17 protein-coding genes are annotated in these 18,841 nt (G+C 64.9%); 14 read left to right on the forward strand and 3 right to left on the reverse strand.

The window, feature by feature from the left end; translation table 11 throughout:
* The first annotated feature begins 14 nt into the window (after positions 1-14).
* The 4 genes from FHS84_RS08940 to FHS84_RS08955 are packed head-to-tail and all read left to right on the forward strand — an operon-like array spanning position 15 to position 6,276.
* Positions 15-3,854, forward strand: coding sequence for a baseplate multidomain protein megatron (locus FHS84_RS08940; protein WP_166933158.1), 3,840 nt, complete (start codon positions 15-17; stop codon positions 3,852-3,854).
* Positions 3,844-5,454 carry a DUF2793 domain-containing protein gene (locus FHS84_RS08945; RefSeq protein ID WP_166933160.1) on the forward strand — a complete coding sequence of 537 codons (1,611 nt, stop codon included), beginning with the start codon at positions 3,844-3,846 and terminating at the stop codon, positions 5,452-5,454. The genes FHS84_RS08940 and FHS84_RS08945 overlap by 11 nt, the downstream gene beginning before the upstream one ends.
* Complete coding sequence (locus FHS84_RS08950; protein WP_166933162.1) at positions 5,444-5,851, forward strand: D-Ala-D-Ala carboxypeptidase family metallohydrolase; 408 nt, start codon at positions 5,444-5,446, stop codon at positions 5,849-5,851. Before FHS84_RS08945 ends, FHS84_RS08950 begins: the two co-directional genes overlap by 11 nt.
* A complete protein-coding gene (locus tag FHS84_RS08955) occupies positions 5,818-6,276 on the forward strand; it encodes a hypothetical protein (protein ID WP_166933164.1) in 459 nt (152 codons plus the stop codon). The genes FHS84_RS08950 and FHS84_RS08955 overlap by 34 nt, the downstream gene beginning before the upstream one ends.
* A 55-nt stretch (positions 6,277-6,331) precedes the next feature.
* Here FHS84_RS08955 and FHS84_RS08960 read toward each other — a convergent pair whose 3' ends face one another.
* Positions 6,332-6,916 (reverse strand): hypothetical protein, encoded by a 585-nt coding sequence (locus tag FHS84_RS08960; RefSeq protein WP_166932828.1) that lies wholly within the window; start codon positions 6,914-6,916, stop codon positions 6,332-6,334.
* Positions 6,917-7,109: 193 nt separating this feature from the next.
* Positions 7,110-7,523, reverse strand: a complete 414-nt coding sequence (locus FHS84_RS08965) for a hypothetical protein (protein ID WP_166933166.1) — start codon at positions 7,521-7,523, stop codon at positions 7,110-7,112.
* 155 nt (positions 7,524-7,678) lie between these two features.
* Here FHS84_RS08965 and FHS84_RS08970 point away from each other — a divergent pair, with 155 nt between their 5' ends.
* The 6 genes from FHS84_RS08970 (at position 7,679) to FHS84_RS08995 (ending at position 13,807) form a co-directional block, all read left to right on the forward strand.
* The gene (locus FHS84_RS08970; RefSeq protein WP_166933168.1) at positions 7,679-8,449 is read left to right on the forward strand and encodes a PepSY domain-containing protein; all 771 of its coding nucleotides are present in this window, start codon (positions 7,679-7,681) and stop codon (positions 8,447-8,449) included.
* Between the two features lie 3 nt (positions 8,450-8,452).
* Positions 8,453-9,130, forward strand: a complete 678-nt coding sequence (locus FHS84_RS08975; protein ID WP_166933171.1) for a response regulator transcription factor — start codon at positions 8,453-8,455, stop codon at positions 9,128-9,130.
* Between the two features lie 55 nt (positions 9,131-9,185).
* Positions 9,186-10,502 carry an ATP-binding protein gene (locus tag FHS84_RS22225; protein ID WP_166933173.1) on the forward strand — a complete coding sequence of 439 codons (1,317 nt, stop codon included), beginning with the start codon at positions 9,186-9,188 and terminating at the stop codon, positions 10,500-10,502.
* Between the two features lie 76 nt (positions 10,503-10,578).
* The gene (locus FHS84_RS08985) at positions 10,579-11,976 is read left to right on the forward strand and encodes a hypothetical protein (protein ID WP_166933175.1); all 1,398 of its coding nucleotides are present in this window, start codon (positions 10,579-10,581) and stop codon (positions 11,974-11,976) included.
* Positions 11,977-12,063: 87 nt separating this feature from the next.
* A complete protein-coding gene (locus FHS84_RS08990; protein WP_166933177.1) occupies positions 12,064-13,497 on the forward strand; it encodes a CoA transferase in 1,434 nt (477 codons plus the stop codon).
* Complete coding sequence (locus FHS84_RS08995; protein ID WP_166933179.1) at positions 13,466-13,807, forward strand: hypothetical protein; 342 nt, start codon at positions 13,466-13,468, stop codon at positions 13,805-13,807. The genes FHS84_RS08990 and FHS84_RS08995 overlap by 32 nt, the downstream gene beginning before the upstream one ends.
* A gap of 8 nt (positions 13,808-13,815) precedes the next feature.
* Here the strand turns inward: FHS84_RS08995 and FHS84_RS09000 are convergent, their stop codons facing one another.
* Complete coding sequence (locus FHS84_RS09000) at positions 13,816-14,454, reverse strand: hypothetical protein (protein WP_166933181.1); 639 nt, start codon at positions 14,452-14,454, stop codon at positions 13,816-13,818.
* A 65-nt stretch (positions 14,455-14,519) separates the two neighbouring features.
* Between FHS84_RS09000 and ccmE the strand changes: the two genes are divergently transcribed.
* The 4 genes from ccmE (at position 14,520) to FHS84_RS09020 (ending at position 18,833) form a co-directional block, all read left to right on the forward strand.
* Entirely contained in the window at positions 14,520-14,969 is a 450-nt protein-coding gene (gene ccmE / locus FHS84_RS09005; RefSeq protein ID WP_166933183.1) for a cytochrome c maturation protein CcmE, read from the forward strand.
* A 118-nt stretch (positions 14,970-15,087) separates the two neighbouring features.
* Positions 15,088-16,632, forward strand: coding sequence for a DegQ family serine endoprotease (locus tag FHS84_RS09010; RefSeq protein ID WP_166933185.1), 1,545 nt, complete (start codon positions 15,088-15,090; stop codon positions 16,630-16,632).
* A 121-nt stretch (positions 16,633-16,753) separates the two neighbouring features.
* A complete protein-coding gene (locus tag FHS84_RS09015; protein ID WP_166933187.1) occupies positions 16,754-17,431 on the forward strand; it encodes a response regulator transcription factor in 678 nt (225 codons plus the stop codon).
* Positions 17,418-18,833 (forward strand): ATP-binding protein, encoded by a 1,416-nt coding sequence (locus FHS84_RS09020; protein WP_166933189.1) that lies wholly within the window; start codon positions 17,418-17,420, stop codon positions 18,831-18,833. The genes FHS84_RS09015 and FHS84_RS09020 overlap by 14 nt, the downstream gene beginning before the upstream one ends.
* Positions 18,834-18,841 lie beyond the last annotated feature (8 nt).

Here is an 18,841-nt window from a genome sequence, read left to right on the forward strand (position 1 = left end):
GAAAGACCACACCCATGGCTTCTCTGGTTCTCGGCGCCGTCGGTTCGGCGATCGGTTCGTCGTATGGCGGCGTCACGCTGTTCGGCTACACGCTGACGGGCGCCCAGATCGGCGGCATGGTCGGCGCCACCGTCGGCACCATGCTCGACAGCGCCTTGATGCCGTCGATCAAGTATTCCGGCGCCCAGCGGTCCGACATCGCCATCCAGTCCTCGACCGAAGGCCTGGCGATTCCGCATGTTTACGGCCGCGTGCGTCTGGCCGGGCAGATCCTATGGGCCTCGCGCTTCAAGGAGGGCAGCGAAACCTCCGGCGGCAAAGGCATCGGCGGACGCAGCGTCGAAAGCACTACCTACACCTATTCGGTGTCGTTCGCGGTCGGGCTATGCGCCGGACCGGTCACCCGCATCGGCCGCATCTGGGCTGACGGCAATCTGCTCGATCCCACCGCCTACACCATCCGCGCCCATCTCGGCAGCGAAACGCAAGGGCCCGATCCGGCCATCGAAGAGATCGAAGGCGAAGGCAACACGCCTGCCTATCGCGGGCTTTGCTATGTCGTGTTCGAGGACATGCCGCTGGCCGCGTTCGGCAATCGCATTCCGCAATTGCAGTTCGAAGTGGTGCACGCTTTGGCGCTGTCCGACCCCGACGCGCTGGAGAACCGGCTCACCGCCGTGGCGCTCATTCCCGGTGCCGGCGAGTTCGTGTGTGCGCCCGCTCTTGTCACCGAAGACAACGGCCTCGGCACCACCAAGCCGCTCAACGCCCATAATGCGACCGGCGGATCGGATTGGTCGGCCTCGCTCGACGAATTGCAGGCGCTGGCGCCGAATTTGCAGTCGGCATCGCTGGTGGTGGGCTGGTTCGGCAGCGATCTCAGGGCGGGAAACTGCGTCGTGCAGCCGGGCGTCGAACAAGCGGTACGCCGCACCACGCCCGAAAGCTGGAGCGTCGACGGCATCGAACGGCGCGACGCCTATATCGTCTCGTATCGCGACGACCGTCCCGCGTACGGCGGCACGCCGTCCGACGACAGCATCAAAGCCGCGCTGGCCGATCTCAAAGCGCGCGGGCTCGCCGTCACGTTTTATCCTTTCGTGTTCATGGACATCGCGGACGGCAATACGCTGCCCGATCCGTGGACGGGCAATCCCGCGCAACCGGCCTATCCTTGGCGCGGGCGTATCACCGTCACACCGGCGCCCGGACTTTCCGGCAGTCCCGATGGCACGGCCGCGGCCACCAGCCAGATCAATGCGTTCTTTGCGGGCGGCTACCGCCGCATGGTGCTGCATTACGCCCGGCTTTGTGCCGAGGCGGGCGGTGTCGAGGCGTTCCTGATCGGCTCGGAACTGCGCGGCCTCACCCAGGTGCGCGGCGATGGCGCGATTTATCCCGCGGTGGCGGCGCTCAAAGCCTTGGCGGCCGAGGTGCGCGCGATCCTGCCGTCCGCCAAGATCGGCTACGCCGCCGATTGGAGCGAATTCCCGCCGCATCCGACCGGCAATGCCGGTCTCGCGTTCAACCTCGATCCGTTGTGGTCGGACGCCAATATCGATTTTCTCGGCATCGACAACTATATGCCGCTGGCCGACTGGCGCGACGGCAGCGATCATCGCGATGCGGCGTCGTATGCCTCGATCTACGATCCCGCCTATCTCGCGGCCAACATCCGCGGCGGCGAGGATTACGACTGGTACTACGCCTTCAGCACCGACCGCGCCGCGCAATGGCGCACGCCGATCACCGACGGACTCGGCAAACCGTGGGTATGGCGCGCCAAGGACATCTGGTCGTGGTGGTCGTCGCAACATTTCGACCGCGTCAATGGCGTCGAAGCGGCATCGCCCACCGCCTGGGTGCCGCAAGCAAAACCGATCCGTTTCACCGAACTCGGCTGTCCGGCGGTCGACAAGGGCGCCAACCAGCCCAACGTGTTCCACGATCCCAAATCGGCCGAGAGCGCCTACCCGTATTTTTCGCGCGGCGTGCGCGACGATCTCATCCAGCGCCGCTTTCTCGAAACCCATCTCAACTATTGGCGCGTGGCGGCCAACAATCCGGTGTCTTCCGTCTATCACGGCCCGATGCTCGAAACCGGCCGCATGGCGGTGTGGTGTTGGGATGCGCGTCCCTTTCCCTTCTTTCCGTCGCGCGCTGACGTCTGGGGCGATGCCGGCAATTATGCCACCGGTCATTGGCTGAACGGCCGCCTCGGCGATGTCCAGCTCGACGATCTGGTGACGGCGTTGTGCGCCGAGGTCGGCGTTCCCTGCGATGCCAGCGCGCTCGCCGGCGTCGTCACCGGCTTCACCATCGGCGGAACCACAATGCGCGAGGCGCTGGGTGCCCTGATGGCCGCGTACTTTTTCGATGCGGTGGAGAGCGAAGGTCTAATCCGCTTCGTGCCGCGCGGCCGTCCCGATCCGCTGGGGCTTTGCGAAAGCGATCTTGTGCTCTCCGGCGAGGCCGCGTGCGGCTTCGTGCTGACGCGGGCGCAGGAAAGCGATCTGCCGCGTGCGGCGCGTCTCGTTTATGTCGACAGCGACACCTACGAGCAGGCGGTGTCCGAAGCGCGGCGGCTGGTAACGGAGTCGAACGCCGTCGCTTCCTCGAACGTGCCGCTGGTGATGAGCGCCGCCGAGGCGTCCGGCATCGGCGAACGGCTGCTGCAGGACGCCTGGACGATGCGCGAGACGGCAAGCTTCGCCGTGCCGCCGTCGCTCTTGGCGCTGGAACCGTCCGACGAGATTTTGCTGTCGGCAGGCGGCCGGATGCGCCGTTTGCGTCTCACCCAGATCGAAGACAGCGAAGCCCGCGCCTTGACGGCGGTGGCGACCGATCCCTCGCTCTACGAACCGCTCACCGGGGCGGCGCGTTCGGTCGCGGCCACCGAGGCATTGCATCCGCCGGGACGGCCGCTGGTGGTGTTTCTCGATCTGCCGCTGATCACCGAAAGCCAGAATCCGAATGCGCCGTTCGCCGCCGCCTTTGCCGATCCGTGGCCGGGCGCCGTGCCGGTTTACAAGGATTACGCCTCGGCGCCATGCGTCAGTCTCACCACCGCCGCGACCATCGGCGAAACGTTGTTCGATTTCTGGTCCGGGCCGACCGACCGCTGGGATCGCGTCAATCACCTTTACATCAAGCTCTATCGCGGCACGCTGCAGTCCGTCGGCGACGCGCAGGTGTTCGGCGGCGCCAATGCGCTGGCGATCGAGAATGCCGATGGCGATTGGGAGATCGTGCAGTTCGCCACTGCCGAATTGACCGCACCGGGCGAATGGCATCTCAGCCGTTTGTTGCGCGGCCGCCAAGGCACCGAACAGGCGATGCGGGCGCCGGTAGCTGCCGGTGCGCGTGTCGTCGTCCTGGATCGGGCCCTCAAGCAGGTGCCGTTGTCACTTGCCGAAGCGCGTCTGCCGCACACGTTCGCTTACGGCCCGCTCGGCAAACCGGTCACCGATGCAACCTTCCAGACGGCGAACCAGACCTTCTCCGCCGCCGGTCTCGTGCCGCCCGCGCCGTGTCATATCGGCTTTGCCTGGACCACGACGCGCGATCTGGTGCTCACTTGGATGCGCCGCGATCGCGCTCCGGCGGCGAACCAGATCGCGCTCGCCGAAACACCCGCCAGCGATCCGATCCTGTTCGATGTCGAGATCCTGTCGAACGGTGCCGTCGTGCGCACGTTCGAATCCGTGCCGCAGAATTCACAGGTCTACACCGCCGCCGAGCAGGCGGCCGATTTTCCCTCCGGTCTTCCCAACCCCCTGACGGTCCGCGTCGCGCAGCGTTCGAGCGCGCTCGGCCGTGGCCGCAGCAAAACGGAATCCCTCTATGTCCGATGACACCGCCCGTCTCAAACTGCCGCACCTCGTCTCGTTGCAGGAGCTCAACGCCGTCACCTGGAACGAGGCGCTGGAACAGATCGATGCGCTGGTCGATCTCCATCTCCTCGGCCAGTTCGTCAACACCCCGCCCGCCTCGCCGCAGGACGGCGACGCCTATCTGATCGGCGGTGCGCCCACCGGCGCCTGGAGCGGCTACGCCTACAAGATCGCGTCCTGCCGCGACGGCGCTTGGCGGTTCTATCAACCGTTCAACGGTCTCAGTGCGTTCGTCGCCGGTACGGTGATCGTCTATGTCAACGGCGTGTGGCAGCCGGTCGGCTCGACCGATTTCGCCACCCGCTCTGGCAGCGAGACCCTGACCGGCAAGACGCTTTCGAACGCGGCGCTGTCGGGAACGACCGGTTTTCCCGGCGGCAGTGCCATCAGTGCGTCGGGATGGATCGGCGTCGGCAAGGCGCCGGTCCACACGCTGGATGTCGTTCGCACGGATGTCACCTCGAACGCGTTCGTGCAGGCCGGGGCGTCGGTCGTCTACACCGCAACGCCCGGCGGGCTGACCGGGACGAACTTCGTGATCGCCGGCTACTATGCGGCGACCCTGAACGGGCCAGTCACCAGCGGCTCGACCTATCTGCGCGGTTTGCAGGGGAGCGCAACGCTGAATGCTACCGCGATGGGCGCTCTGATCGAGACGCTTGGGCTTACGTTTGCGATCTACAATTATCAGCCCGCCGGAAGCTCGGTCGTCAACGTCTGTGGCACCGATGTCTGGTACAATCATCGCGGTGGCGGATCGCTGACCAATCTGTTCGGTTTTCGCTGGATCGGCGCGCTCAGCGGCGGCACCGGCACCATCGCCAACAGCTACGGCCTCTATCTCGACACCTCGGCGCTCGATAGCTGTATCGCCAGCAATTATGGCGTCTATCAGGCCGGCGGCAATGCCCGGAACTACTTTGCCGGCCGTGTCGGCCTCGGTACCTCGAGTCCGCTCGCCGGTTGCGCGCTCGATGCGGCGGGACACGTCTTTCCCCATGCCGCCAACAGCTACAATCTCGGCTCGTCATCCTATTACTGGGCGAACGGCTACATCCAGAACGCCTGGACAGTGGTCTCCGACGAGACCCTGAAGGACGACATCGCCGGGCTCACCGAAGCCGAAATGGCGGTGGCCAAACGGATCGCGTCGCTGATCGCGACCTACAAGATGAAAACGGCGGTGGCCGAAAAAGGCCCGCTGGCGCGCAAGCATTGCGGCTGGATCGCGCAACGGATCGAAGAGGTGTTCGCCGATCACGGGCTCGATCCTTTCGCTTACGGCTGCGTCGGCTTCGATCCGGCGACCAAGACCGTGACGCGGGTGCGCTCCGTCACGCGTCCGAAAATGGACGGACCGGATGCGGTGATCGATGCCGACGGTACTCCGGTGATGGAGACGGTCGACGAAGCGTACGACGAAGAGGTGCCCGATTGCGACGAAAGCGGCGCGCAACGCACGATCCACAATCTGCGCCTCGAGGAAGTGACGGCCTTCGCCTTGGCCGGTCTTGCCGCGCGTGTTGCCGCGTTGGAAGCGGAGCGTGGCGATGACGACTGACGCAAGCTGGCGCTGGCCGCACGTTGCGCCCGATACCATTGCGTGCCGGTGTTGCGGCGAGACGTTCGTCGATCCGGTGGCGCTCGATGCGCTCGAACGTCTGGCGCAATCGCTCGGTGAAAATTTGGTCGTCACCTCCGGCCATCGCTGCGCGCTGCATAACGCCCGCGTCGGCGGCGCGCCGTTGTCGCGGCACAAGCGGCTCGCGTTCGACATCGCGCTCGCCGGTCACTGCAACGCCGAGCTCGTCGCGGCGGCACGTGCGGCCGGGTTCACCGGGTTCGGGTTCGGCCAAACCTTCCTGCATCTCGATACGCGGGCGCGTCCCGCCCGCTGGTTCTACGGACAAAGGAGCATTGAGCAATGGACATCGGTTCTCTGTTGGATTCCGGCCTGACCGGCGGCCTGTTCGGTCTTCTCGGCAATCTCGCCGGCAAAGTGATCGGCATTTTCGAAACCCGCGAAGCCTTCGCGCAGAAAAAGGAAGAGTGGGGCCACGAAGAACGCCTGCTCGACATGCAGGTGAAGGCCAAGGCGGCCGAGACCGAGCAGGAGCTGGCCGTCACCGCCGCGTCGGGCTCGTGGACCGGGCTCGGCGAAAGCCTGAAGGCGGAAACCGCGATCGGCTCCACCTATCCGTGGGTGAATGCGGTGCGGGCGCTGGTGCGTCCGGCGCTGACGCTCGGCCTCGGCGGCTTTCTCTGTGCCGCGTTCTTCGCCACCGGCGGCGAGACGCGCGCCGGAATTTCGGATTCGCTCGTTTTCGCCGCCGTCACCGCGGTGGTGTGGTGGTTCGGCGATCGCGCACCGAAGAAGAAATGAGCAACGAAAAAGCCCGCGAGTCGCCTCGCGGGCTTTTGCCTTCAGGCCGGTACGGTCAGGGCCGGATGACGCCGATGAATTCGCCGGTATACGGATTGAGTTCGACCATAATCGGACGGCCCCAGCGGTCGAAGGTGCGGACCACGAAATGGCCGCGGAACCAGTAGGGATCGCCGTCGAAGCGATTGAAGCTGTGCTGGCGCAATACGAAGAACAGCCGGTCGCGCGGAACGAAACCGCCGCGGAAATTGGGCCGCCAATAGCGGTCGTGATCGCGATGCCAGCCGCCGCGATTGTCCTGCCAATGCCAGTCGGTGGCATTGTTGTTCCAGCCGGGACCGCCCTTGAACGCCGGGCCGGATTTTGGCGCAGGCCCGCCCATCATCGGACCGGGTTTGGGTCCGGGTCCCATCGAACCGGGATGCATGGTGCCGGGGCCGCCCATCTGATTGCGGTCGCCCATCTTGTTGGGACCGCCCATTTTTCCGGGGCCGTTCATCTGGTCGTGGCCGCCTTGCGGTCCGTTGTTCTGGCAATGCTGTTGGCCCGGCGGGCAGTTCTGCCCGTGCGGGGGTTCGGCAGACGCACTCGCAAACGCCAGCGCCGCCGCGCCGGCCAGAAGCATCAGTGTCGATTTCATTGGATGAATCCCCAAAAGAATCCGCTCGTTGCATTGTCTACCATCGGTAGCGCAGGCCGGGTCTGAAACATTGTATTGATCTGTATCAAAGCCGAAGGCCCGTGGTGGGACTTCCACGGGCCTTCGCTTGATCGCCGTACAAACCTGCAGGGAGGGGCGGACTGCGGCCCGCACGGCTCAAGAGGTCAAATCATCAGAAGCGGATCACGCCGATGAACCGGCCGGTATAGGGATTCACTTCGACGATCACCGGCCGGCCGAAGCGGTCGTAGCTGCGGATCACATAGCGGCCCTGGTACCAGTACGGCGCGCCATCCCAGCGATTGTAGTGATTGCGGCGCAGTTCGAAATAAACCCGGTCCGCGCCGACATAACGGCCGTAACCATGGCGCCAATAGCGGTCGCGATCGTTGTGCCAGCCGCCGCGGTCGTCGCGCCAATGCCAGCCGGGGCGTCCGCGCCAGGCATCATTATAACCGTCGCGGTCGTGGCGTTCGGCCCAGCTATGGTCGGGGCGGCCGTCGCGGTCGCGGTCATAGGCAACGGCACCGGTGGTGGCCAGAATGGCAGCGGCAGCGGCCGTCAAAAGAAATTTGCTGATCTTCATCGTCGTCTCCCTATTGGGCCATTCGGCCCCCGAAATAGCGTCGGCGAAAGTTCTTGCGCCGATTTGATGAAAGGCAGACTAGAATGGTCTGGCTGAACGGGCCGTGGATGGGACGTTCATGGGGGGTTCATGTCTTCGGGGCTATAGAAAGAAACATGCGCGCGCGGTGGCTCATTTCCCTGTTGATGTTCGCGCTCGCGTTTCCGGGCCTGGCACAGGACCGGCGCGGCGGGTCGCTCGATCGTGTTCTGCCGCATGTACGCCAATCGGTTCCCGGCACGTTCTATGATGCGGAAGGCCCGTTTTTCGGGCCCGACGGCCAAGCCAGCTATCGTCTCAAATGGATGACCCCGGACGGCCGCATCATCTGGTTCAGCGTCGATGCGCAGAACGGGCGCGTTCTCGGTGGTGTGCCGCCGGGTTCCTCCCGCGGACGCTCCCGCGATGACGGTGACCGCGGCAGCGGCTGGGGCGGCACCCCGCGCAACAACTGGCAGGATAATGACCGCGGCGGCTGGGGTGATCGCGACGGCTCGAGCGGTTGGGGCGATCGCGACAACCAGGGCGGTTGGGGCAATCGCAGCGGCGGGCGCTCGGGCTGGGGTGATCGCGGCAATCAAGGCGGTGATGGCGACCGGGGCGGCCGCTGGGGAGGTCGCGGCGGCAGCCAAGGCGGCTGGGGCGACCGTGACAACCAAGGTGGTGGCTGGGGAGATCGCGGCGGCAAAGGCGGTCAAGGCGGCTGGGGCGACCGTGGTGGCAACCAAGGCGACCGGGGCGGCAACCAAGGCGGGCGTGGCGGCAATTGGGGTGACCGCGGCGGCAACCAAGGCAAACACGACAACTCAGGCGGTTGGGGCGGTCGCGGCGGCGGCGGACGTGGTAATGATGATCGCGGCGGCGGACATCGCCGTCCTGGTGGATGAGTCATGCGAATTTTGCTTGTTGAAGACGATGCCGATCTGCAGCGCCTGTTGAAGAAGGCGCTGACCGATGCGGGGTATGTGGTGGATCAGGCGCTCGATGGCGAGGAAGGCCATTTTCTCGGCGATACCGAGCCCTATGACGCGGTGATCCTCGATCTCGGCCTGCCCAAGATGGATGGCGTCACGGTGCTGCAGAAGTGGCGCAAATCGGGGCGGACCATGCCGGTTCTGATCCTGACCGCGCGCGACCGCTGGAGCGACAAGGTGGCGGGTTTCGATGCCGGTGCCGACGATTATCTCGCCAAGCCGTTCTATACCGAGGAGTTGCTGGCGCGGGTGCGGGCACTGCTGAGGCGCGCCGCGGGAATCGCGACGTCCGAAATCGAGATCGGGCCGCTCACCATCGACACGCGCTCGAGCCGAGTCACGCTCGACGGCAATCCGGTCAAGCTGACGAGCCTCGAATACCGTCTCTTGTCCTACCTCGCCCATCACAAGGGCAAGGTGGTATCGCGCACCGAACTGGTCGAACATCTTTACGATCAGGATTTCGATCGCGACTCGAATACAATCGAAGTCTTCGTCGGCCGGCTCCGCAAGAAGCTCGAGGCCGATCTCATTCAGACGGTACGCGGCCTTGGGTATTGCCTCGACGATCCGAACGCTCCTCGCAAAGATTAATCTCTCCCGGCGCGGGCCCCGTTCGCTGGCCGGCCGGCTGATCCTGGCGGCCGCCGTGTGGGCGGCGCTCGGGCTGGCGGCTGGCGGCTGGGTGCTGTCGGAGACGTTCGGCTTGGCGATGCGGGACAATTTCGACGCCACGCTGCAGACCGATCTCGACGGCCTGATCGCGGCGGCCGAGCCCGATGCCTACGGCTCCATCACCATGCGGGCGCAGTACCTCAATCGCCGCTTCGAGCGCGCCTATTCGGGACTGTACTGGCAGATCGAAACCGAAGGCTTGCCGGTGACGGTATCGCGGTCGATGTTCGACAACACCCTGCATCCGCAGGATCTCAAGCGGGGTCCGGGGGGATCGTGGGGCTACGCCGAGGGCCCGCTCGATCAGCAACTGCGCGTCCTCGTCAAGCATGCGAAATTTCCGGTGCGGGCGACCCGCAATCCGAATGACTTTCGCGCCTACACCTTCATGGTGGCGGGCGATACCGCCAGCGTCGATGCCGCGGTCAAGGAATTCAATTCGACCATCTTCTGGTCGTTCGCGGTCTTGTTCTTCGGCTTCGTCGCCGCCGTTTTCATCCAGGTACGGGTCGGCCTGCTGCCGCTGCGCCAAGTCCAGCAATCGCTGGCGCGCATCCGCGACGGCTCCGCCCAGCGTCTGGAAGGACGCTTTCCGGCCGAGATCGCGCCGCTGGCGGCCGAACTCAACAGCCTGATCGAGCATTCTTCGGAAGTGGTGGGGCGGGCTCGCGCCCACGTTTCCAATCTCGCCCATTTCCTCAAGACGCCGCTGACCGTGCTCGCTGCCGAAGCCGAAGCTTCGCCGGGTCCGCTCGCCGATGCGGTGCAGAAGCAGGTCGGGGTGATGCGCCGGCAGGTCGATCATTATCTGACGCGGGCCCGCACCGCAGGCGCCCTCAACGTGCTCGGCAACCGCACGCCGGTCGCACCGGTGCTGGAGGATCTGGCCCGCGTGCTGCGCCGGATCCATGCCGAGCGCGGCATTGCCATCGCCGTCACCTGTCCCGACGAGATTTGCTTCCGGGGCGAGCGCCAGGATCTCGAAGAAATGGCCGGCAATCTGATGGACAATGCCTGCAAATGGGCGCGGTCGCGGATCACGGTCGCGGCGGTCCGCCTCGAGGGGCGCAGTTTCCGTCTGGTGGTGGAAGACGACGGGCCAGGTCTGGCTCCCGAAGACCTCGGCCGGGAGCTGAGCCGGGGCGAGCGGCTGGACGAATCCGTGCCGGGATCCGGGCTCGGCCTGTCGATTGTTCGGGATATCTCCAAGTTATACGGAGGGGGATTATCACTGGGGAAGGCTGAATTGGGCGGTCTTTCGGCTGCTCTGACGCTTCCGGCTTTGGCCTAATCCCGGCTATTCTGGTCGGAAATCGCCCATTAATACTAAGTCTGTAGGCTGACCGCCGGATACCCTTGGGTTCTGCATGCTGTCGCCTGAGAAAATATCGCTGCTGCAGTCGTTCCTCGGCGCTTTGCCGAAGGACATTGCTGCGCGTCTGGCGACGGCCGTCGAACTTGACCGGCTCGCCGACGGATCGTTGCTGCCGCATGATCTCATTCTCGAAGGCTTGCGTCCGATTCTGCGCAGCGATGATTCGCGCCGGCGCACGCCGACGCCGTTGCGTCTGTTTTGCATTCCGTTCGAGGACCTTCTGGTCAACACGCCGCGTCCGGAAAAACAGAAGGGCCGCATCTTGCGGGCGCATGTGGTGCCGGTCTGGCATTGGGTGAGCAACACCGTCGTTCCCGCCGAAGCCGCGAAATATGCCTCCGACATTCGCTCGTGCGCACTGACCGGGCGATACGGCAAGGCGCTGGAGCGGGCGGAGCGATTTTGGCCGATTGCCGGTGCCGCCATGGTTGCCGAGTTGGTCAAGAACCGCAAAGCCGCGGCGACCGCGCTGGGCGGAGACATGGTTGCCGCCGATGCCGTCGATATTGCGCAGGTGGTGCAATCCGGCAGTGCGATGATGTCGGTGCAGGCGCTGCTGCCCAAGCCGACGCCGGTCCTCACCGAGGAATTGCTCTGGGGTCTCAGGCGGATTTTCGACATCGTATCCGAGACCAACATCGATGCCGCGCCGTACGTCTCGGTGGTGGCGATGCGGCGGCTGGCCAAGCCGTGGGAGGCTTTGAAGCTGGCGCTTCTGGTGGCGCGTCAGACGCACGACGCCCTGATTTCCTCGACCGACATGGGACTGGCGGGGGACGTTCTGTTCTCCGACATGGAAGACGCGCGCACCGCGATCATGAACATCCGCCATCCGCATTTCGATCCCGATAGGCTGGTCGCCCATCTGGCCTCCTTCACCGAAATTTCGGCCGCCATCGTCAAGGAAGTGGAGATTCTGCGTACCAGCCGCTGGGGTCAGCGGCTGCTGAAGGATCGCGCGGCCGTCGGCGAGGTCATGGAGACCTTCATGGAAAAAGCGCCGAAGGAGATCGCCGGGGCGTTGCCGACGCACAAGGCCGGCTATTCCGGAGGGCCGCGCGTTCCCGATTTCAGCCGTCCCGTCGATCCCGATCGCATCGACCGCGCTTTGCGCTACGCCAAGGTGATATCGCGGACCCGGCTTTTGGCGGGGCCCGGCTCGTTCGGCGCCAAGCATCAGGATGCGCTCGACGAGGCGTGCCTCTATGTTCGCAGCTACACCGAAGATCTTTTGAAGGAGTTGCGCACGGCGGAAGGGCCGCGGCGCGAAAACGTCGAACACCAGTTCCAGCTGGTACTCGAATTGACCCAGCTCCTGTTTGATGTGTCGGAAGCGGATTTCCTGCGCCGTCGCGGCAAGGCGGCGGGGGCGCAGTGTCTTGCGGCGTGATGGCCGCGGAATAATCCGAACGCCTCCGCGTGTGGCGCGATTGTCGCCATTCGCAACCGGGTCTAACACTGGCGCACGGAGATCGCCATGACGCCGCAAGCTGCGTTTGAATCTCTCGTCCGCTCCGCCGGTATTGCGCCGTTGGCGATGCCGGCGTTCGACGGTTCCGAAGCGCTTGTGCCGTCGCCCTTCCGGATCGCGACGGCGATGGCGGCGGCCTTGGGATATGCCGGCGCCGCTGCGGCCGAGATCTGGCGCTTTCGCGGCGGCGACAAACAGGAGGTCGGCGTCGATCTGAAGGCGGCCGCCGCGATGGTGGTGCCGGAATACAAGCTCAACGGCACGGCGGTCCGTCCGATGCTGCCGCCGTCCGCCGTCACCGGCTTTTATCAGAGCGTCGACGGACGCTGGCTGCATCTCAACGGCGGTTTCCCGCACCTCAAACTGCGCACCCTCGATCTCCTGAATGCCAATGATACGAAGGCGTCGGTGATGGAGGCGGTCTCCAAATGGAATGCGCTGGCGCTCGAAGATGCGCTCGGCTTTCTCGGGCTTTGCGGGGCGATGGTGCGCAGCGAGAACGAGTGGCGCAGCTGGATTCCCGGCCGTCTCGCGCTGACGCCGATCGTCTTGACCAATGTGGCGCCCGGTCCGCCGCTGCGCCTCGCCGACAGTGCGGTGCCGCTCGGCGGCCTCAAGGTGCTCGATCTGACGCGCGCCGTGGCCGGGCCGTTGTGTTCGCGGCAGTTGGCGGAGCACGGCGCGGAAGTGCTGTCGGTGGCGGCCGGACGCCTGCCGTCGGCCGGCGTTCTCGATGACATCTACGCGGCAGGCAAGCGGCAGACGAATCTCGACCTGATCGAGCCGTCGGCGGCGGAAGCGCTGCGGCGGCTGGCCCGCAGTGCCGATGTGTTTGTCGACTCCTACCGTCCGGGGGCGCTGACGGCGCTCGGCTTTTCGCCTGCCGCGCTCGCCCATCTGGCGCCGGGCATGATTTCCGTTTCGATCTCGGCCTACGGGTTCGAAGGACCGTGGGCGGCGCGGCGCGGGTTTGAGGAAACCGTCGAGGCCGCCACCGGCCTTGCGAGCGAGCAAGGCGCGTTCATGGCGGCGCGTCACGGCGGCGCCAACCAGCCCGAACTGCTGCCCGGCGCGGTGCTGGCGACGTTGACCGGCGTGCTGGGGACGGTGGGGGTGCTGGCCGCGCTGCTCCGCCGGATCCGCGAAGGCGGCAGCTGGCATGTTGAGGTTTCGCTGGCTGCGACCGCGGCGTGGCTGTCGTCCCTGGGCCGGATTGACGCTGCCGTGGTCCCGGAAGTCTTCGAGCCGTTCACCGGACTCGACCAATATCTGCAATCGTGCGAAACGAAGGACGGCTGGTTCGAATTCCTCGGACCAGTCGTCCGGATGGCGAAGACGCCGCCGCGTGGCGGTTCGCTTCCGGAAGGTATCGTTTCACCACACTGGGCGTCCGCGCACGAGGAAGCCAATGCCGCCGAAAACAAATCCGCTCAAACTTAATCCGCTTCAGCTTCGCACCCTGACCATTCTGCAGGGGCTGGCCAGCCTGCCGGACTTCGCCGCCCGCGAAGCCAACGGCGAGATCACCATCACTCGGTTCCCGCAGCCGCATGGCGATCATTTCCATCTCGGCAACGCCGTCGTGGCGACCAAGGACACCACGGGCCTGTTCAACGAGGCGGTGTGGAACGCGCTGGCGCGCAAGAACCTGGCGCGGACCGATTGGCCGCACCGGCTGACCCTGACGCTCGACGGACTGCAGTACAACACCGGCCTGGCGCAAGAGATCTTCCATCTCGCGCAGCACTGAACGGCAGATCACTCCGCCTTCGTCAGCACGCCGATCTTTTCGAACAGGTCGATCGCGGTCGGCTTGGCGAAAAACGCGTCGAGCGCGGCCGGATCGGCGGTAATGCGCACGTCGGGCGTGCCCTCGTACTCTTTGCCGTCGGCGGTATAGGTGTGTTTTTCGACGTTGCCGGCGATGCGGCCCGCTTTTACGGCCGCTGCCACTTTGTCGATGTCGAGTTTGAAAATCGTGAGATCGCCGTTCGCTTCGAAGCGGTAGAGTACCGGTGACGTTCCGTGTTTCGGCAGCGTCTGGGGTGTCTCTCCAGCAGGCGCAAGCATCACGACATTGAGGAACCGGTTTTCGCCCGCCCGGCCGCTCGATGCTCGATAAACAGCGTAATCGCCAGTGTCGCCGGGCTTGGCCGGTAGCGAGACCACGACGATCTCGAACGGACCTTCACGGGTCGGAAGGACATGCACGTAGCCGCCGCGTTTGCCATCGGCGGTGCGTACGAGGGCGCCGCCTTTCTCATCGTGCGGCCACCACGTGCCGATCAACGCCGGATCGGGCGCCAGGCCGGTGGTCGAACCGACCGGGTATTGGGTGGAAACCTCGCTGCATCCGGCCAGCATCACGGCGGCGACAAGCGCTACGAAGCGGAACATCCCGATTTCCCCCTGTGGCCCGCGTCTGATTAGTATAGTTGAGCCCCGATCCTCAAAGAACCCGCATGAACGCCCGCAAACGCCGTCGCCTTGCTTTCGTCCTCGCCCTTGTGGCCGGAGGGGCGGGCGCGGCCGCCCTGTCGATTGCGGCGCTGAAGGACAATGTCCTTTATTTCTACGGTCCGTCCGAGGTTTACGCGAAGCACGTACCGTCCGGCGTGGCCTTCCGGGTGGGCGGACTGGTGGAGGCGCAGTCGATTCGCAAAGGGCCGGGGCCGCTGGTGCGGTTCAAGGTCGGCGATGGCCGGTCCACTGTGGCTGTGCGTTATGAAGGCGATCTGCCCGCCCTGTTCCGCGAAGGGCAGGGGGTGGTCGCCATCGGCAAGCTTGATGGAACCGGGACCTTCGAGGCTTCGCAGGTATTGGCCAAGCATGACGAGAAATACATGCCGCCGGAGGTGGTTGACGCGCTAAAGCGCGAGGGCCGCTGGCAGGAAACATCCGGGCGGCAGTGACCGCGGCAGAAGCATTGCCTATTTGTCATAAACAGGCAATAATCAGGCAAGCTTTTGGTCGTATCTCAATCATGCTCCACGGTGATGGAGAGTAGGACCAATGAACAAAGAGCAGGTCATGGCATACGTAAAGCGCAACAAGGCGGTGCTGGCCGGATCGGCAGCCGCGGCGGTGATCCTCGTCAGTTTCGGAGCTTATGCGCTCCTGCCCGATCGTTCGGCCGATGTTGGAACGGCTGCCCGCTATGAGGCGCCGGAGCGCGGCAGCGCCGCCGCCCCGCCGCGGATGATGGAGAACGGCACCCCGTTCAGCTTCGCCGATCTGGTGGAGCGGGTGAGCCCGGCCGTGGTCAGCGTCACCGCCGAAGAGAAGGTGGCTCAAGCCGAAGGCGGCGATATGCCGGATGGCTTCCGCGAGTTCTTCCGCCAGTTCGGCGGCCGCGGTATGCCGCAGATGAAGCCGCAGGTCCGCAAGGCGACTTCGATGGGCTCGGGCTTCATCATCGACAAGAACGGCCTGATCGTTACCAACAATCACGTCGTCGACGGCGCCACCAAGATCAAGGTCAAGCTGCCCGACGGGCGTACCTTTGACGCCAAGCTGGTCGGTACCGATCCGGCGACCGACGTCGCACTGCTTCGCGTCAAATCCGACAAGCCGCTGCCGACCGTCGAATTCGGCAATGACCGCGCCCTGCGTGTCGGCGATTGGGTCGTGGCCGTCGGCAATCCGTTCGGTCTCTCGAACACCGTTACGGCCGGTATCGTGTCGTCGATCGGCCGCGACATCGGCAATGCCGAGCAGCCTTATACCGACTTCATCCAGATCGACGCGCCGATCAACCGCGGCAACTCGGGCGGCCCCACCTTCGACCTGCGCGGTCAGGTGATCGGCATGAACTCGATGATCTTCTCGCCCACCGGCGGTTCGATCGGCATCGGCTTCGCCATCCCGTCCTCGACCATCAAGGATGTGGTTGCGGCGCTGGAGACGCATGGCCGCGTCTCCCGCGGCTGGCTTGGCGTGCAGATCCAGCCGGTGACGCCGGAAATCGCGTCGTCGCTCGGGCTCAGCGATCCCAAGGGCGCTCTGGTCGCCACTATCGTGCCCGACAGCCCTGCGGCCCGTTCGGGCGTGCGCCAGGGCGACGTGATCGTCGCCATCAACGGCAAGGATGTCGCCGATGCGCATGACGTGACCCGCCGGGTAGCCTCGCTGGCCGCCGGCAAGGCAGCGGCCTTCACGATCCTGCGCGATGGCCAGCGTCAGACCGTCAACATCACCATCGGCGTGCGCAAGGAAACCCAGCTTGCGGCCAATTTCGATCCGCAGAGCGGCGCTCCCGCGGGCGTCACGGCGACCGGCAAGGCGATGGGTCTCGGTCTCAGCGCGCTGACGCCGGAAGTACGGCGTGCCTACAACCTCGACGAAAGCGTTCAAGGCGTGCTCGTTACCCAGGTCGATCCGGACTCCAATGCCGCCGAGCAAGGTTTGCAGCCCGGTGACGTGGTGGTGTCGATCCGCAACAAGGCCGTGCATTCGCCGCAGGACGTCGAGAAGGGCGTCGCGGCTGCGAAGTCGGCCGGCCAGAAGAGTGTTCTGTTGTTGGTCTCGACCGACGGTACGCCGCACTTCGTCGCGGTTCCGATCGATCGGACGTGAGTTCTCGTTCCGGGCTTCATCCCATCGGGGGTGAGGTCCGGCCCCTGCGCCGGCGGCGGTGGCCCTCCCCCCGTTACTGCTGCCGGTGCGGACCCTTTTCACTGTTTGAATGGAGGCTGGGATGCGCATCCTCGTCGTGGAAGACGATCTTGAGGCGCAGCGCTATCTGGTAAACGGATTGAAGGAAGCCGGCCATGTGGTCGACGATGCCGCCGATGGCGACACCGGGCTGACGCTGGCGCTGTCTCGTCCCTACGATTGCGCGATTATCGATCGGATGCTGCCGAAGCTGGACGGCTTGAACGTGGTGGCTGAGATGCGCGAGCACGGCAACACCATGCCGGTGCTGTTCCTGTCGGCGCTGTCGGAGGTGGATGACCGGGTCAAGGGCCTCAAGGCCGGCGGCGACGATTACCTCACCAAGCCGTACGCGTTCGTCGAACTGCTCGCCCGCATCGATGCCTTGATGCGGCGGCGGGCGCCGGCGGCGGTCAAGACCAAGCTTGCGGTCGGCGAGCTCGAACTCGATCTTTTGACCCGCACGGCGACGCGCGAAGGCCAGGCCATCGACCTTCAGCCGCGCGAATTCCGGCTCTTGGAATATCTGATGCGCCATGCCGGCCAGGTGGTGACCCGCACCATGCTTCTCGAAAGCGTGTGGGAATACCACTTCGATCCGCAAACCAACGTGATCGACGTGCACATCTCGCGTCTGAGAGCCAAGATCGACAAGGGCTTCTCGGCGCAGTTGCTGCATACGGTCCGCGGCGCGGGTTACATGATCCGTGCTGCGAAATAGCGCATTCCTGCATTGGGCGCAGCGGGTCCTGCACACGCAGGCTTTCCGCATTACCCTGGTTTTTGTCTTTTTCTACGCGGTGACGGCGACCGCGCTGGTGGCGTTCACCTGGTGGAACTCGCAGCGCGCGCTCGACGCCCAAACCGATCAGACCATCGAAGCCGAAGTCGCCGGTTTGCGCGATACCTATCTGCGCCTCGGCGTCATCGGGCTTTCCGACGTCATCAACGGCCGTGTCGCCCAGCACGGCAGCGGCATCTATTATCTCGAAAGCCCCAGCCGCGCAGTACTGGCCGGCAATCTTCTCGGCATTCCGGAAACCGCCAAATCGGTCGGCGGTTTCTTCGAGTTCGAATACCAGCGGGCTCAGCAGAGCGAAACCGTGACCCGTACCGCGCGCGGCGAAGGCTTCACGCTGCCCGGCGGCTACATTCTTCTGGTGGCGCGCGATGTCACCGACCAGAAGTACTCGCGCAAGAAGTTCTTCACCACCATTCCGTGGACCATCGGCCTGATGCTGTTGCTCGGCATCGCCGGTGGCGTTCTCTTGAGCCGGAACATTCTGCGTCGTCTCGATACCATTACGCGGACCAGCTCCGAGATCGTGGCCGGCGATTTCTCCCGTCGCGTGCCGATCACGCCGGCCGGTGACGAGTTCGACACCCTCGCCGAGAATCTCAACGTCATGCTGGAGCGGACCGAGCGGCTGATGAAGGGCATGCGTGAGGTGGTGGATTCGGTGGCGCACGACTTGCGCACGCCGCTCAATCGCCTGCGCAACCGGCTCGAGGACATGCAGCGTAAGCTCTCGCCCGAGGACCCGCATCTCGACGATATCGATTCCGCCATCGCCGAAACCGACCGGCTGATTGGCACCTTCAATGCGCTGCTGCTGATCGCCGAAGCCGATTCCGGCATGACCCGCGGCAGCATGAGCGCCGTCGATCTGTCCGCCATCGTGGCCGACATCGCTGACCTCTATGCCCCGCTCGCCGAGGAAAAGGAAATCGTGCTGGAGGTAGCGCCGTCCGGTGTGCTCACCATCGAAGGTAATCGCAGTCTCGTCAGTCAGGCGCTCGCCAACCTGATCGACAACGCCATCAAGTATACGCCGTCGGGCGGCCATATCTGGGTCGCCGCCACTGAGACGCCGGCCGGTATCGATCTCTGCGTTGCCGACAACGGTCCCGGCATTCCGGTTCAGGACCGGACCCGCGTACTGGAACGTTTTGTCCGCCTCGAAAAGAGTCGCAACTCGCCGGGCACCGGTCTCGGTTTGTCGCTGGTCGCCGCCGTCGCCCGCATGCATGAAGCCAAGCTTACTCTCGGCGACAATGCTCCGGGCCTGAAAGCCACGATCAGCTTTCCAAGGACGTTCGTGAAGAAGGGCAACAGGGAGTAGCAAACCCT

It is taken from the genome of Rhizomicrobium electricum, assembly GCF_011762045.1.
In the GTDB taxonomy this organism is placed as follows: Bacteria; Pseudomonadota; Alphaproteobacteria; order Micropepsales; family Micropepsaceae; genus Rhizomicrobium; species Rhizomicrobium electricum.